Source organism: Neisseria sicca (assembly GCF_003044565.1).
Lineage (GTDB): Bacteria > Pseudomonadota > Gammaproteobacteria > Burkholderiales > Neisseriaceae > Neisseria > Neisseria sicca_A.
Genome location: NZ_POXG01000010.1, coordinates 75,495 through 90,170, shown reverse-complemented (window position 1 = coordinate 90,170; position 14,676 = coordinate 75,495). Strand labels below are relative to the sequence as shown.

At 51.8% G+C, this 14,676-nt stretch carries 14 protein-coding genes and 1 tRNA gene; 1 reads left to right on the top strand and 14 read right to left on the bottom strand.

What is annotated here, in order from left to right:
- Positions 1-51 precede the first annotated feature (51 nt).
- From DBZ16_RS14455 to DBZ16_RS14425, 7 genes are all read right to left on the bottom strand, one after another.
- A tRNA-Val gene (locus DBZ16_RS14455) sits at positions 52-127 on the bottom strand.
- Between the two features lie 72 nt (positions 128-199).
- A complete protein-coding gene (locus tag DBZ16_RS14450; protein ID WP_107814475.1) occupies positions 200-2,188 on the bottom strand; it encodes a monovalent cation:proton antiporter family protein in 1,989 nt (662 codons plus the stop codon).
- A 385-nt stretch (positions 2,189-2,573) separates the two neighbouring features.
- Entirely contained in the window at positions 2,574-3,197 is a 624-nt protein-coding gene (locus tag DBZ16_RS14445) for a GNAT family N-acetyltransferase (RefSeq protein ID WP_240600412.1), read from the bottom strand.
- 20 nt (positions 3,198-3,217) lie between these two features.
- On the bottom strand, positions 3,218-4,696 hold the full coding sequence (ubiD, locus tag DBZ16_RS14440) for a 4-hydroxy-3-polyprenylbenzoate decarboxylase (protein WP_107814474.1): 1,479 nt from the start codon (positions 4,694-4,696) through the stop codon (positions 3,218-3,220).
- A gap of 43 nt (positions 4,697-4,739) precedes the next feature.
- Entirely contained in the window at positions 4,740-5,045 is a 306-nt protein-coding gene (locus DBZ16_RS14435) for a hypothetical protein (protein WP_240600410.1), read from the bottom strand.
- On the bottom strand, positions 5,032-5,541 hold the full coding sequence (locus DBZ16_RS14430) for a DUF2199 domain-containing protein (RefSeq protein WP_107814472.1): 510 nt from the start codon (positions 5,539-5,541) through the stop codon (positions 5,032-5,034). Before DBZ16_RS14430 ends, DBZ16_RS14435 begins: the two co-directional genes overlap by 14 nt.
- A 61-nt stretch (positions 5,542-5,602) precedes the next feature.
- Entirely contained in the window at positions 5,603-5,977 is a 375-nt protein-coding gene (locus tag DBZ16_RS14425) for a hypothetical protein (RefSeq protein ID WP_107814471.1), read from the bottom strand.
- A 173-nt stretch (positions 5,978-6,150) separates the two neighbouring features.
- Here DBZ16_RS14425 and DBZ16_RS14420 point away from each other — a divergent pair, with 173 nt between their 5' ends.
- Positions 6,151-6,996: a hypothetical protein gene (locus DBZ16_RS14420; protein WP_107814470.1), complete on the top strand. Its 846-nt coding sequence runs from the start codon at positions 6,151-6,153 to the stop codon at positions 6,994-6,996.
- A 149-nt stretch (positions 6,997-7,145) separates the two neighbouring features.
- Here DBZ16_RS14420 and parE read toward each other — a convergent pair whose 3' ends face one another.
- From parE to acpS, 7 genes are all read right to left on the bottom strand, one after another.
- Positions 7,146-9,131, bottom strand: a complete 1,986-nt coding sequence (parE, locus tag DBZ16_RS14415) for a DNA topoisomerase IV subunit B (protein WP_107814469.1) — start codon at positions 9,129-9,131, stop codon at positions 7,146-7,148.
- A gap of 69 nt (positions 9,132-9,200) precedes the next feature.
- On the bottom strand, positions 9,201-9,725 hold the full coding sequence (locus DBZ16_RS14410; RefSeq protein WP_003743450.1) for an RNA pyrophosphohydrolase: 525 nt from the start codon (positions 9,723-9,725) through the stop codon (positions 9,201-9,203).
- 387 nt (positions 9,726-10,112) lie between these two features.
- Positions 10,113-11,093, bottom strand: a complete 981-nt coding sequence (gene hisB, locus DBZ16_RS14405) for an imidazoleglycerol-phosphate dehydratase HisB (RefSeq protein ID WP_107814468.1) — start codon at positions 11,091-11,093, stop codon at positions 10,113-10,115.
- Between the two features lie 29 nt (positions 11,094-11,122).
- Positions 11,123-12,202, bottom strand: a complete 1,080-nt coding sequence (hisC, locus tag DBZ16_RS14400; protein ID WP_107814467.1) for a histidinol-phosphate transaminase — start codon at positions 12,200-12,202, stop codon at positions 11,123-11,125.
- A gap of 789 nt (positions 12,203-12,991) precedes the next feature.
- Entirely contained in the window at positions 12,992-13,414 is a 423-nt protein-coding gene (locus DBZ16_RS14390) for a hypothetical protein (protein ID WP_107814466.1), read from the bottom strand.
- Position 13,415: 1 nt separating this feature from the next.
- On the bottom strand, positions 13,416-14,219 hold the full coding sequence (locus DBZ16_RS14385) for an NUDIX domain-containing protein (RefSeq protein WP_107814465.1): 804 nt from the start codon (positions 14,217-14,219) through the stop codon (positions 13,416-13,418).
- Between the two features lie 75 nt (positions 14,220-14,294).
- Positions 14,295-14,672 (bottom strand): holo-ACP synthase, encoded by a 378-nt coding sequence (acpS, locus tag DBZ16_RS14380; protein WP_003744561.1) that lies wholly within the window; start codon positions 14,670-14,672, stop codon positions 14,295-14,297.
- Positions 14,673-14,676: the final 4 nt, after the last annotated feature.

Here is a 14,676-nt window from a genome sequence, read left to right as displayed (position 1 = left end):
CCAACTGAGCTACCACCGCGCATCATTGTTTTGCAACAATGAAAGGAAACTTGGTGGGTGATGACGGAGTCGAACCGCCGACATTCTGCTTGTAAGGCAGACGCTCTACCAACTGAGCTAATCACCCTTGTCGCTGCGTTTGCGAAGACGCTATTAAATCAAAAAAGCATCCGCTGTGCAAGCTTTATTTTTCAGTGTATCAGGCATTTCCTTGCAAACTCCAGTTTTCAAAAGAAATAATTTCCTCCTGTCTGCCTGCGACGACCAAAATATCATTCGGTTGCAGCTGCAAATCCAAGTCTGGGTTTTCTATTCTGCTCGTATTGCGGCGGATGAATAGCAGTTTAATACCTGCGTGATCCAAAGGTAAATCACGGACGGTCTTGCCGATGGCGTGGGCTTCTCCGGTCAGAGGGAAGGCGTGGCGGCATACCGATTTGCCTCCGTCGTCAAATCCATTTTCATCATCGCTACCGACAAACAAGCCTTCCAAAGAGGCGTAGCGGCTGTGTCGGATGTTGGCAATGGTTTGATAAACATGGTTGAAGGTCGCGCCATTGCCCAGCATGGCGTAGCTTGCCAGTACTAAGCTGGTTTCTTTGGTGTCGGATACGGCTTCTTCCGCGCCCATGTCGGTGAAGGTTTTGACATAATCGTCATTGGTCGCGCGAACATACACGGGCATACTCGGATGCAAGGACATGATATTGTCGAGAACATGCTGGGTTTCGTGCATATTGTTCAGGGTAATGACCACCATTTTGGCGCGTTCCAAACCTGCAGCCTCCAAGACTTCGCGCCGTTTGGCGTCGCCGAATGAGACCGGTTCGCCGGCATTGCGTGCCACCTGAACCCTGCCGATATCAAGGTCGAGGGCGAAGAAGGGGATGTTTTCCTGAGCCAAGACGCGTCCGACGGTCTGACCGCCGCGTCCGAAACCGATGATCAGGACGTGGTCGGATTTGCTCATGGTTTCCACCAACATACTGTGCAAATCCAATGCCTTCATGTCCCAGCTTGATTTGACGAAACGGCTGACGATGGCATCGCTGCTGCCCAAGATAAATGGGGCAATAATCATAGACAACAGAATCGCTGCCGTAGCTGCCTGCTCCAGCTCGGGCGACACCATATTGATTTTGCTGGAGATGTTTAACATCACAAAACCAAATTCGCCGCCTTGTGCCAAATAGAGGGCTGTTTTTAAGCTATCCGCAATCGGATGCTTCATATGCAAAGCGATGAAAAAGACGACCAATGCTTTCAATACCAGCAAAATTGCCAGCAAAATCAGAATCTGCTGCCAGCCGCCGATTAAAGCTTGGATATCCAGTTTCATGCCGACCGTGATAAAGAAGAAACCGAGCAGAATATCGCGGAACGGACGGATGTCGTCTTCCACCTGAAAGCGGTATTCCGTTTCCGAAAGCAGCATACCGGCGACGAATGCACCCAATGCCATCGACAAGCCTTCCAGTTCAGTCAGATAAGCTACGCCCAAGGTTACCAGCAGGACGTTGATCATAAACAATTCAGACGACTTGCGTTTGGCGACCATTCTGAACCAGCGCGACATCACCTTGCTGCCGACGACGAATAACACGCCCAACGTGACCAGCATTTTCAATCCGGCAAGACCGAGCGCCGCCCACAGGCTGACCTCTTCGCCATTTCCCCCCAACGCAGGAATCAGGATCATCAGCGGCACGACGGCAATATCCTGCATCAACAAGACACCCATCGCCATTTGACCGTGCGGCTGTCCCAATTCGGTTTTTTCCGACAGGATGCGGCTGACGATTGCCGTGGACGACATGGTCATCGCCCCTGCTGCGGCAAACGCCCAATTAAAGCTGACGCCCATCAGCATCAAAATGCCGATAATCGACAGCATGGTTACAATAACCTGCAAACCGCCCAGTCCGAACACCAAACGGCGCATGGCTTTGAGCTTGGGCAGGGAGAATTCGAGACCGATACTGAACATCAGGAATACGATACCGATTTCACCCAAATAATCAGTGGCATGACCTTGCGGAATCAGCTTCAGCATACCCGGACCGGCGATAAAGCCGACTAAAAGATAACCGAGCATAGAAGGGATATTGAATTTACGGCAATAAATCACCGTAATGACAGAAACGAGGAGAACGATAACGATGGGGGCGAGGGAGAAAGTTTCGTGCATAGAGCGGGCGGCCTTTTATTTGGAAAACGAATTGTATTTTTGATAGGCCGTCTGAAAACACGCGGAGAAAGTATCGACGGTTTATCTAAACGGATGGGCAAAATTATATCAAAAAATCTGTAAAGTAATGCTTTATATAGCCAAAAAAATGCTGTTCGAAATATCAGCGGCGGGTTTGGGTATTCGGTGGAGGGGTGATTGCTTCAGAGTGAATAAGTTTTAAATCAGGGGGGGTATGGGCAATGTGCGATAATTAGATAAGTTATTGTAAAGTTTTACTGGTTAAAAGGGTCGTCTGAAAACTGGATTTCAGACGACCCTTTTCAAGGTTTTATATGGTCTAAAAATAAGAAAGATATGTTGCTTTACGAGTACATGCCAAACGCTATGCTTTCTCCAGCGCATATATTACCGCCCTATGCGTCTCGCCCGTCGGCTTGGAAAAGAAGTGCTCTTCAGTGTGATGAGGATAAAATCCGCATTTCTCCAGTACGCGTTGCGAAGGGGTGTTTTCCTGATAAGCCCCAGCCCAAAGCCGCGCTAGAGACAATTCCTCAAAAGCATAAGCGACAATTGATTGCACCGCTTCGGTTGCATAGCCCTTTCCCCAAAAATCCTCGCCCAGCCAATAACCTATTTCCGTTTCACGGTCGCTCATCGGCAGATTGCTGTCGTTTTGAAAAAGCAGACCGATGCTGCCTATCACTTGATTATCTTCCAAGCAAATGGCAAAACTATGCGGCTTGCGGAGGACGTGTTCAATAATCTCACGGCTTTCCGACACGCTGGTATGAGGATGCCAGCCGCACATCGCCCCGATTTTAGGGTTGCGCGCCTGTTCATAAACCGCTTCGGCATCGGTCAGCGCCCAAGGGCGGAGGATTAGGCGGACTGTTTTTCGTGTTTCCATGCTCAAAATGCCTAATATTGTTTGGAAATTTTGTTGAAACGCTGCTTTCAGACGGCCTTTGAAATGTGCAGGCTGCTTTTTGGTGTTTGGAAAGCGCAAAAAGCAGCCTGCACTTGAATTTACAACCCCAGTTCCCCCCAAATCTCATCAATCTTAGCCGTAACCGCAAGGTCTTTTTTGATCACCCGTCCCCATTCGCGGTCGGTTTCGCCCGACCATTTGTTGGTCGCGTCCAAACCCATTTTGCCGCCGAGTCCGCTGACGGGGCTGGCGAAGTCGAGATAGTCGATGGGCGTGTTTTCCATCAAAACAGTGTCGCGCACGGGGTCCATGCGCGTGGTGACCGCCCAGATGACTTCTTTCCAGTCGCGCACGTTCACATCGTCATCGACCACGATGATGAATTTGGTGTACATAAACTGGCGCAGGAACGACCAGCAGCCCATCATCACGCGCTTGGCGTGTCCGGCGTACTGTTTTTTCATGCTGACCACCGCCATGCGGTAGGAGCAGCCTTCGGGCGGCAGGTAGAAATCGGTGATTTCGGGGAACTGCTTTTGCAAAAGCGGCACGAACACTTCGTTCAACGCCACGCCCAAAACGGCGGGTTCATCGGGCGGTTTGCCCGTGTAGGTAGAGTGGTAAATCGGGTTTTCGCGCATGGTGATGCGTTCGACCGTAAACACGGGGAAATGGTCCTGCTCGTTGTAATAGCCCGTGTGGTCGCCGTACGGGCCTTCCAGCGCGGTTTCGTTCGGATGAATCACGCCTTCCAACACAATTTCGGCGCGTGCAGGAACTTGCAAATCGTTGCCGATACATTTCACCAGCTCCGTCCGCGAACCGCGCAGCAGTCCGGCAAACTGGTATTCGCTCAAGGTATCGGGAACGGGCGTTACCGCGCCCAAAATGGTGGCGGGGTCGCAGCCGAGTACGACGGCGACGGGATACGGCGTATCAGGATTGAGTTTGCGGAATTCCTGATAATCCAACGCGCCGCCGCGATGCGACAGCCAGCGCATAATCAGCTTGTTTTTGCCGATTAATTGTTGGCGGTAAATACCTAAGTTTTGGCGTTTTTTGTGCGGCCCTCGCGTGACGGTCAAACCCCATGTTACCAGCGGCGCAACGTCTTCCGGCCAGCAATGTTGAATCGGAAGTTTATACAAATCAACGTCTTCACCTTCCCACACGATTTCCTGACACGGCGCATTTCTCACCACGTTCGGCGCCATGCTCCAAATGTCTTTCAACAGCGGCAGTTTGGAAAATGCGTCTTTGATGCCTTTGGGCGGTTCGGGTTCTTTCAAATACGCCAGCGTCTGCCCGATTTCGCGCAGCTTGGACACGCTGTCCGCACCCATGCCCATCGCCACACGTTCGGGCGTGCCGAACAGGTTTGCCAACACGGGATAATCGTAGCGCGTGCCGTCGGGCTTGATCGGGTGTTCAAACAGCAACGCCGGCCCTTCGGCGCGCAGCACGCGGTCGGCGATTTCGGTCATTTCCAAATGCGGGGAAACGGGGTGCGCGACGCGCTTGAGTTTGCCCTGCTGCTCGAGCATGGCGATGAAGTCGCGTAGGTCTTTGTATTTCATGTTGATCCTTATTTGAGGTCGTCTGAAAACCGGATTTTGGATTTCAGACGACCTCAATCATAGATTGCAATATAGCTTCGGGGCATTCGCTGTTTTCGACAAAAAACCAATATTCACCATATGGGTTGTGAATACTGAACTTCCAGCCTTTGTAGCAAAAATCTATCCACGTCTCGCCCGTAACCCAATCCGATACGAAGTCGGTAGGCATTCCGCCGAAACAGACAATTTTCCGCAGCAGGCTCGACGGCGGGTAGGTTTGCGGCAGTTGCAGGAACAGGCGGGAGCCGTCGGACATGGTTTCGTTCAATAGAAGGCGGTTTGCCATTTTGCCCTTAATAGTCTGCACCGAATGCTGCTTCTATCCTTGCCTGTGCTTCGGCATATTCTATGCCGTGATAAAAGTCGCGTACCAGCGGATGTTCGCTGCCTTGATGCAGTTGCAGCAGGGGACGTCGGTTGTCGGACTGGGTAACGACATTACAGTGCAGACCGAAGGTGTCGGTTTCATAAGGGGGCAGCCAGTTGCAGATCATGCCGAAATAAACGACGTTTTCCGGATTGTCGTGAAAGTGGCTTTGATAGTCGTTAAAACTCTTTTCGCTGACGGATACCCACACGCCGTATTCCAGCGTTTCCTCATGCCCGATAATCGGAATAAGCAGCACCGCGCGGATAAAGCGGTCGGTTTGGTCGGGATAACGGATGATACAGAAATCAGAATCGCATTCCGCTTGATAAGCAATGCGTTCTTCTTCACTGAGTTGGTCATAGGGAGCGGGAGTGGCAAAGCAGAGCGCCGGCATGTCTTCATGTTTTTCGCCGCAGGAAGTGCAAGTGTACATGATGGATTCCTTTTGAGTTTTAGGCGGGGCTGTTTTTCAGACGACCTGAATCATAGACAGGTTATATGCAGCTGCCCAAGGCTTTCAGTTCTTTTTTAACCACTTGCTTTTGCTCGTTGGTTTGGATAGTCAAAGATAAGAAAAAAGCATCGCAAGGGCTGAATTTGGACCAATGTTTTTTTACGGGGAAATGGCCTTTGGGCAGGTTGGAACTGTAATAATGGTCAGGTTCTTGAAACGCCAGTTTTAATCCGTATTTGTTTTGCCAGTCGCGCAGTTGCGCTTCAGTTGCGCCGATTGGAAGGCTGTCCAGCCGCTGCTGCCACATTTGTTGGCTGCGTTCCAATCCTTGGCGGTCGTAATCAATACTAGAGCCGCAGGCAGTAAGTGAAAGACCGGTGATGAGCAATAATAGGGATGAGGTAAGGCGTGCCATTTATGAATGTCCTTAGATGATGGTTTGAAACGATTGGCTTTCAGACGACCTTTTATGCTTTCGATTCATTCTGAGTCAGGGTCAATATTATTATCAAGAAAACGGTCTTTGTCAGCCATAAATATATTTTTTCATTTAGAATATGCATATTGACCAATTGTTAAGGAAATAATATGGAAATGCCTTCTATTCGGCTTCCGGAAAAGCCTTTAAAAATAAAAGGAATGTTTGATAATTCTATAAAAATGATGACTTTTTTAGTCATTTTGATGCCTTTTCTGGCACTCGGAATGTTTTGGTTCTCATATAAACTAAGCGAGAATATTTATTCGGATTATCAAATCGGTCAAGATTACCGCGTTCTGTCCGAAGCCTCTATCTCCGGTCAATGCAAGGCGAGAAAAGGGTTTATTTCTGATTGCGATGTCACCATACATAATGGCGGACAGACGTGGGAGCGTTCTTTTGCGTTTTTTGATGTCAGCGGTGACGATTATGTCGTTCAAGCCATAGCGTCCAATCAAAATCCGAATCAAGTAACTTTGGATTTGGCAGTGGAAAAAATAGGCAATCGCAGCATTCTAGCTGCAATTATATTCTTGCTGGCGTTGGGGTTGGCATGGGCGGCGTTTTATCTGCCGCTGGTTGCGTTGCCAAATTATCGGAAAATGTTCCGAGGGCTTAATGAAGACGGTGCTTATCCTTGGCGTTTGGAAATTATCGAAGCGGATGCGAAGAAGGGGAAGCCGCTCTGTTTTTATCCTGTGCTGGACGGCAAGGCTAGGAAGATTGCATTTGTCTGTAATAAAACCGTTCCCTGGGTTATTTCCAGTGATAAAAAAACAGCCAAAATTTTTGCCTTTGCGCCTAAAAACGGCGGACAGGCTGTGCCGTTTGATAAGGAGCTGAAACACATTGTCGGATTGAGTAAGGAGGAAAAACAGGCATTGCTGGATAGTCTGTATGAAGCACTAAAATACAGTCAGCAAACATCCGGCGATGAAAAGCCGCAAGTTTAGTGGATTATATTAAGCCGTCAGAGATGCCGTACTTCGTTTGAAGATTGCTGCATGACTTTTTAACTATGTTTGGCGGCACAACATAAAAAGGTCGTCTGAAAACCTAAATCCGTTTTCAGACGACCTTTTTTCTCTTTAAATCAACGGCATTAAATATCCAATTCCGCCGTATCGCCTTCCCGTTCCATCCATGCGCGGCGGGCGGCGGCTTCGCCTTTACCCATCAGTTTGACGAAGATGTCGCGTGTTTCGTCATCTGCGCCTTCGGGGATTTGCACCTGCAACAGGCGGCGGGTGTCGGGGTGCATGGTGGTGTCTTTGAGCTGGTCGGGATTCATCTCGCCTAAGCCTTTGAAACGGCTGATGGAATAGGCGGTTTCTTTGACACCTTCTTTTTGCAGCCGCTCCAAAATGCTGTCGAGTTCGTTTTGGTCGAGGGCGTAGAATTTGCGGGCGGGTTTGCTTTTGCCTTGTGCGTTGACATCGACGCGGAACAGCGGCGGCTGGGCGACGTAGATGTGTCCGTCGGCAACCAGTTTCGGGAAGTGGCGGTAGAACAGGGTCAGCAGCAAAACTTGAATATGAGAGCCGTCCACGTCGGCATCGGACAGGATGGCGATTTTGCCGTAGCGCAGACCGCTTAAATCGGGATTGTCGTTGATGCCGTGCGGATCGACGCCGATGGCGACAGAAATGTCGTGGATTTCGGCGTTACCGAAGAGTTGGTCGGGGTGGACTTCAAAACTGTTGAGCACTTTGCCGCGCAGGGGCAGGATGGCTTGTGTGGCTTTGTCGCGGGCGAGTTTGGCGGAGCCGCCGGCGGAATCGCCTTCAACGAGGAAGAGTTCGTTTTCGCGGATGTCTTCGCTTTCGCAGTCGGTCAGTTTGCCGGGCAGGACGGCGACGCCGCTGCCTTTTTTCTTTTCGATTTTTTTAACCGAACGCATCCGCGCTTGTGCCTGACGGATGGCGAGTTCGGCGATTTTTTTGCCGAAGTCCACGTTTTGGTTCAGCCACAATTCCAAAGGGTCGCCCGATACGGCGGCGACGAGTTTCAACGCGTCGCGGTTAGTCAGCTTGTCTTTGGTCTGACCTTGGAACTGCGGGTCGAGGACGCGGGCGGAGAGGACGAAGGCGGTTTTGCTGAACACGTCGTCGCTTTGCACTTTCACGCCGCGCGGTAAAAGGTTGTGCAGATTGATGAAGTTGTTGACGGCGTTGAACACGGCTTGTTTCAAGCCTGCTTCGTGCGTGCCGCCCAGCGGGGTGGGGATGAGGTTGACGTAGCTTTCGTTGGCGCACGAGCCTTCTTCCAGCCAAGTCAGGGCAAACGCAGCACCTTCGCCGATGCTGAAATCGCCGTTGTGGTCGTCTGAAATGTAGTTTTCGCAAGAGAACAGCGGCACGGCTTCCTGCGCGTCGGCAATCAGGTCGGTCAGATAGCTTTTCAGACCGTCGGGGTAATGCCAGGTTTGGGTGTGCGCTTCGTCTTCGCCTTTGACCGGACGGGTCAGGGAAACGCGCACGCCCGGCAGCAGCACGGCTTTGGCGCGCAGCAGGCGTTCGAGTTCGGGAATGCTGTAATTCGGGCTTTCAAAATATTTGCCGTCCGGCCAAACGCGCACTTCGGTGCCGCTGTCTTTGACGGCGCATTTGCCCACTTGTGCCAACGGTTCGACCACGTCGCCGCCGGCAAATACGATGCGGTGGATTTTGCCTTCGCGTTTGACGGTGACCTCAAGGCGGGTGGAGAGGGCGTTGGTGACGGATACGCCCACACCGTGCAGACCGCCTGAAAAGGCATACGCGCTGCCGCCGTCTTTTTTGTTGAACTTGCCGCCCGCATGCAGACGGGTAAACACGAGTTCGACCACGGGCACGCCTTCGACAGGGTGCGGCCCGACGGGAATGCCGCGTCCGTTGTCGCACACGGAAAGCGAACCGTCGTCGTGGATGCGCACATCGATTTCAGTGGCGAAACCGCCCAACGCCTCGTCCGCCGCGTTGTCGATAACTTCTTGGCAGATGTGGGTCGGGCTGTCGGTGCGGGTGTACATGCCGGGACGTTCTTTGACCGGCTCCAAGCCTTTGAGGACGGTAATGCTGGATTCGCTGTATTGGTTGTTTTTAGTCATAGGGGAAGAGGTCGTCTGAAAGGAAGAACAACGCTTTCAGACGACCTGAAAGCGTTGCGTTTCGTTGTTTTATCGGTTGTCAAAAGGCAGGCGCGCGGTAAAGTCTTCGTAGCTTTCCATGCCGCGCAGGAAGCGGGAGGAGAGTTCTTTCAATGCCCCCAAGTAAACGTCGCGTTTGAAATCAATCACTTCGTCAACGGGAGCCCAATATTGGTGCCAACGCCAGCCGTCAAATTCGGGATGGTGGCAGGCGCGCAGATTGATGTCGCTGTCGCGCCCGACCAGCCGCAAAAGATACCAAATCTGCTTCTGTCCGCGATACGAACCGCGCCATTCGCGGCGTACCCAATGGCTCGGCACGTCGTAACGCAGCCAGTCGCGTGTGCGGCCGACGATTTTGATGTGTTGCGGTAGCAGCCCGACTTCTTCGTACAGCTCGCGGTACATGGCGGTTTCGGGGCTTTCGCCCGGCTTGATGCCGCCTTGCGGAAACTGCCACGAATGTTCGCGCACACGTTTGCCCCAAAAGACTTCGTTGCGGTTGTTGATTAAGATGATACCGACATTGGGGCGATAGCCTTCTCTGTCTAACACGGTGTCGCCCTTCGTTAAATTCAATCGTGCGATTTTCCCATAAATCGGGCGGGTTTGACAAATCTGAGGTCGTCTGAAAACCTATCATGCCTGTTTTCAGACGACCTTTTAGGGTTTTGAGGCGATGACAGGTAAACAGGGGGTGTGGTTTGACGATATGTTTGTGCAGGCTCGGCTCTGCGGGTGAGATTTAATCTTTTGATTTTTATTGTGGATGGTCTTTGATTTCAGATGAATTCGTACTTGTACAGGAAGGCGGGAGGGGGGATTTTCTGAACTCGTTTGCGATGGTTTTGCCGGTTACCGTTTTGAACAATGCCTGCCGTAAACGCAAAGGTCGTCTGAAAACCTGTTTCTCGGTTTTCAGACGACCTTTTTTAAAGCGGATTATTCTTCGCTTTGCGCTTCTTCTTTTTCAGCGGCAACTTCAACGGCAACGGATTCGTCGCTCAAAGTGCCTTTGGTGGACGGGGTTTGTCCTGCCATACGCGGGTCGTATTCTGCCGCCATGCGCAGGGCGCGGCCGAAGGCTTTGAATACGGTTTCGGCTTGGTGGTGGGCGTTGCTGCCACTGAGGTTGTCGATGTGCAGGGTCATCATGCTGTGGTTGACGACGCCGTGGAAGAATTCTTCAAACAGGTCAACGTCAAAACGTCCGATGAGGGCGCGTGTGAAGTCGATGTTGTACACGAGTCCGGGACGGCCGGAGAGGTCGATGACAACGCGGCTCAAAGCTTCGTCGAGCGGAACGTAGGCATGACCGTAACGGCAGATGCCGGCTTTGCTGCCCAAGGCTTGTTTCAGGGCTTGACCGAGTACGATACCGATGTCTTCTACGGTGTGGTGGTCGTCGATGTGCAAGTCGCCTTTGCAGGTGATGTCGAGGTCAATCATGCCGTGGCGGGCGACTTGGGCAAGCATATGCTCAAGGAAGGGGACACCGGTGTCGAGGCGGTATTGTCCGGTGCCGTCGAGGTTGAGGCTGAGGGTGATTTGGGTTTCGCTGGTGTTGCGGGTGATGCTGACTGCGCGGCCTTCTGCGGGCATATGGAATGCCGGTGTGGCGGCGGCAGCTTGGGCGGCACGCTCTTGGCGGGCGGCTTCGGCGGCTGCGGATTTTTCTTTGTCTTTGCTGTGGTCGCGGTTTAACCAGCCTTTGCGTTTGTGCATGCCGGCTTCGAGTTTGGCGGCAAGGCTGGGGCGGATGCCGCGCGCTTTTTCGTCTTCTGCCTGCTCTTCAAGGCGGCGTTTCAGCTGGGATAGGGATGCCGCGTTGTCGTAACCGCATTTGCGGGCAAGTTTGGTCAGCGAGCCTGCTTCTTCGACAAGCTGCAGGAAATTGGCAAGGTGGAGTTGAGTGATGGTCATAGGTTTACTCTCTGTGAGGTTTTAAAAAATCAGGCATAAAGCTTGCGGATAATGTCCAGTACGGCATCGTTTTGCTCGGGACTGCCGATGGTAATGCGGACGCATTGCGCCAAAAGCGGATGCGTGCCGTGGAGTTTCTTAATCAGGATGCGGTTTTCTTTAAGCGTGTTAAACAGTGCGTCTGCATCGGGAACGCGCACGGTAATGAAATTCGCTTCGCTGGGGAAGGCTTTCAGACGACCTATGGCGGACAATTCGCTGAAAACGCGTTCGCGTTCGGCTTTCAAAATATCGATGGTCGTCTGAATCGCGTCGTGGTGTTGCAGGGCGAATTTGGCGGTCGCCAAGCTTAATTGGTTCATATTGTAGGGTGGCAGGATTTTCGCCAGCTCGCCCATTACGGCGGGGCTTCCTGCCGCATAGCCGATGCGCAGTCCGGCAAAACCGATTTTGCTGATGGTGCGCATCACGACCAGATTTTCGATGCTGCCCGCCTGCGGCAGAAAACTGTCGCGGCTGAATGCGCCGTATGCTTCATCGACAACTACGATACCCTGCGCCGCGCGGATGATGGTTTCGACTTCTTCGCGGCGGAAACATACGCCTGTCGGATTGTTCGGATAGGCAATGAAAATCAACGCGGGCTGATGTTTTTCAATGGCGGATAAAACGGCGGGCAAATCAAGCGTGAAATCTTCATTGAGCGGCACGCCGACATAATTCATACCGTACAGCTCGGCATTGTGCCGATACATCACGAAACTCGGCTCAACCGCCAGCATGGTCGCGCCTGATTGGGCAACGAGCAGGGTCAAGAATTGGATTAACTCGTCCGAGCCGTTTCCTAAAGCGATGGCGGCGGCTTCAGGAATATCGAAGGCTTTTCTTAAAGTTTCCTGCAGCCCGCTGGCGGCAGGATTGGGATAAAGCTGAATCGGCGCTTGGGCAATCAGCCGCAGCCATTCGTTTGACAGCTCGGGAAAACGGGCAAACGGATGATACGGACTTTCCATCGCATCCAGCTTGATGAGGCCTTCAGGCAAATCGGCAATTCGGTAGGCGGACATGGCTTTGATGTCGTCGCGGATGAAATTGGAGGCGGTTTTCATAAGTTTTCTTCTCCATTTCTGAATAATGGTTATTTCGTCACAATATAGCACAAAATCAGAGTGTTGACAGTAATATAATTAATAAATGGGATATTTATATTATTTTTATAATGAAGATTTGATGTAAATATTGAATTTCAAGATATTTTTTGAATATTTTCAGGATGCTTTGCTTGCTTTTTTATTGATAAGCAAATTTAAATAGGGGAATTTATAGGGGCTAGGTTGCGATGTAGATGGTTTGTTAATATTTTCATTTGTTTTTAAGAGGCTAGGGTATGGTCGGATAATGTGCTGCGTCTTTTTCTTTTATGTTTGTCGGTGCGGGGGATGGATTTGGGATAAAGAATGAAGGGAGATGGATTGGAAACGGCTTGATAGCGGAATCTAAATATATTGAATATCGAATTGATATGTTGATTTTAATAGGATTTTTAGCTTATCGGCTTAATCGGGAATTATAGTGGATTAAATTTAAATCAGGACAAGGCGACGAAGCCGCAGACAGTACAGATAGTACGGAACCGATTCACTTGGTGCTTCAGCACCTTAGAGAATCGTTCTCTTTGAGCTAAGGCGAGGCAACGCCGTACTGGTTTAAAGTTAATCCACTATATAAACCGGCATGGTTTTATGTTGTACAAACCTGAAGAAAGCGATTGTTTAGTGTGAAAACATCTAAACAATCGCTTTCATGTTATAGGCACTCTTTTCAGGTTTCTGATTGAAATTGAATCCATGATGAGCCATTCGACGAAAAGTTTTCTTGTTTGAATACGCGTAGCACACTTACTGGGCGGTAAAGGTCGTCTGAAAAGTCTGTCCGCCTATGGTGATGTCGGCAATGTAGTCACGTCTGCCTTCGACGCAGACGGGCAGGTGGATTTGGTGCGCTTGCCAAGTGCGCGGGGATTGCTGTTTGAGCAAGTAGCGGTTGAAGCCCATGTCCATGTCTTTCATGCTGAAGCTGATGCTGACTTGTTGTGTTTCGGCCGGGGTGTTTTCGACGGTGATGTCGAAGGCGGAACGGGTGCTGATGGGGGTGGAGCGGACGTGGGAACCGTCGGGCAGGGTGCAGCCTTTGATGAGGTCGCACTCGGCGGTGCGGGCTTGGGGCTGTTGTTTCTGCCACCAGTCCAGCAGCAGGAGTTTGGCGGCGGCGAAGAGAATGAGGAGGACGCCTGCGAGGAGAAGTTTGCGGTTTTTGTCCATTTCAGACGACCTCGGTGTCGTTGTCGGTCAGGACGGCGTGTGCGCCTGTTGAGAGCCAGTGGTCGCGATAGCTTGAAACCAGTGTTTCGGGCGCGGCGACAACCAGTGGAACGGATACGCCTTGTTCCAATATTTCAAGCACTTGTCGTGCGCTTGCGTCGTCGTTGACTTGCCAAACGACGACGTCGGCATCTTGTACGCGTTGCCATTGTTCGCGGGTGTGTATCGATACCCAAACGCTTTGGGCTTGGGGCAGCTTGCCGAGCTTGCGCAGTTCGGTTTCTGAGATGAAGATGTTGGCGTGGTGCGGTTCGGCTAGGGAGTAGGGCGCGACGCGGTATTCGCCGGTGCTGTTTTGTCCGTGCAAACCGGTTTTCAGACGACCTTGCAGCTGGCGTGGGACGGAGAGGGCGCGCAGCAGCGGACCGTTGGCGGGCAGCATGGGGGCGACGTTGAAATCGCCTGCTTTCTGCCACGACCATGCCTGTCCTTCGCGGGATTGGGGTTCGCCCGTCCATTGGTCGGGGTTTACCCATAGGAATTTCAGGCAGACGCGGGCGTGTTCGTAGGAATGGATTTTGGTCAGCCAAGGCGTGGCGGCAAGGATGCGAATGCCGAGTTCTTCTTCAAACTCGCGTTGCAAGGCTTGGAAGTCGGTTTCGCCCGCTTCGACTTTGCCGCCGGCAAACTCCCAATATCCGGCATAGGGTTTGCCTTCGGGGCGGGAACTGAGCAGGTAGTCGCCGTCTTGGTTGAGCAGGATGCCGGCAACGACGCGGATAAGGGGGCGGGTGTCTTGGGTCATGGGAATGGGGAGAAAGGTCGTCTGAAAATTCGGAAAGGTCGGATTCGGGAGTCCGACCTGCCGATGGGTATTGTCTTATTTTTCGGCAATGACGAATGCCAACACGGTGTCTTCTTCGTCGCTCATGCTGAGGCTGACGTGGCTGATGCCTTGTTCCTCCAGCCATTTGGACAGGGCGGGGGCGTAGAAAAATTCGGGTTTGCCCAATGCGTCATGCCCGATGCCGATGTTGCGGAAGGAAACCGCGCCGCGTATGCCTGTGCCGACGGCTTTGGCGAAAGCTTCTTTGGCGGCGAAGCGTTTGGCAAGGTAGTTGACGGGTTTGCCTGCCTGCGGGAATTCGAGCAGTTCTTCGGGGGTGAGGATGCGCTCGGCAAATGCCTGTCCGAACTTTTTGCTCAGGCGGATGATGCGTTTGAGGGAAACGATGTCTGTGCCTATGCCGTAAATCATGCGG

Bases quoted from the DNA above. Each gene is read 5' to 3' on its own strand.
- parE (WP_107814469.1), bottom strand. From the start codon at position 9,131: ATGACTAAAAACAACCAATACAGCGAATCCAGCATTACCGTCCTCAAA.
- DBZ16_RS14385 (WP_107814465.1), bottom strand. From the start codon at position 14,219: ATGACCCAAGACACCCGCCCCCTTATCCGCGTCGTTGCCGGCATCCTG.
- DBZ16_RS14450 (WP_107814475.1), bottom strand. From the start codon at position 2,188: ATGCACGAAACTTTCTCCCTCGCCCCCATCGTTATCGTTCTCCTCGTT.
- DBZ16_RS14430 (WP_107814472.1), bottom strand. From the start codon at position 5,541: ATGTACACTTGCACTTCCTGCGGCGAAAAACATGAAGACATGCCGGCG.
- DBZ16_RS14390 (WP_107814466.1), bottom strand. From the start codon at position 13,414: ATGGACAAAAACCGCAAACTTCTCCTCGCAGGCGTCCTCCTCATTCTC.
- hisB (WP_107814468.1), bottom strand. From the start codon at position 11,093: ATGACCATCACTCAACTCCACCTTGCCAATTTCCTGCAGCTTGTCGAA.
- hisC (WP_107814467.1), bottom strand. From the start codon at position 12,202: ATGAAAACCGCCTCCAATTTCATCCGCGACGACATCAAAGCCATGTCC.
- ubiD (WP_107814474.1), bottom strand. From the start codon at position 4,696: ATGAAATACAAAGACCTACGCGACTTCATCGCCATGCTCGAGCAGCAG.
- DBZ16_RS14425 (WP_107814471.1), bottom strand. From the start codon at position 5,977: ATGGCACGCCTTACCTCATCCCTATTATTGCTCATCACCGGTCTTTCA.
- acpS (WP_003744561.1), bottom strand. From the start codon at position 14,672: ATGATTTACGGCATAGGCACAGACATCGTTTCCCTCAAACGCATCATC.
- DBZ16_RS14420 (WP_107814470.1), top strand. From the start codon at position 6,151: ATGGAAATGCCTTCTATTCGGCTTCCGGAAAAGCCTTTAAAAATAAAA.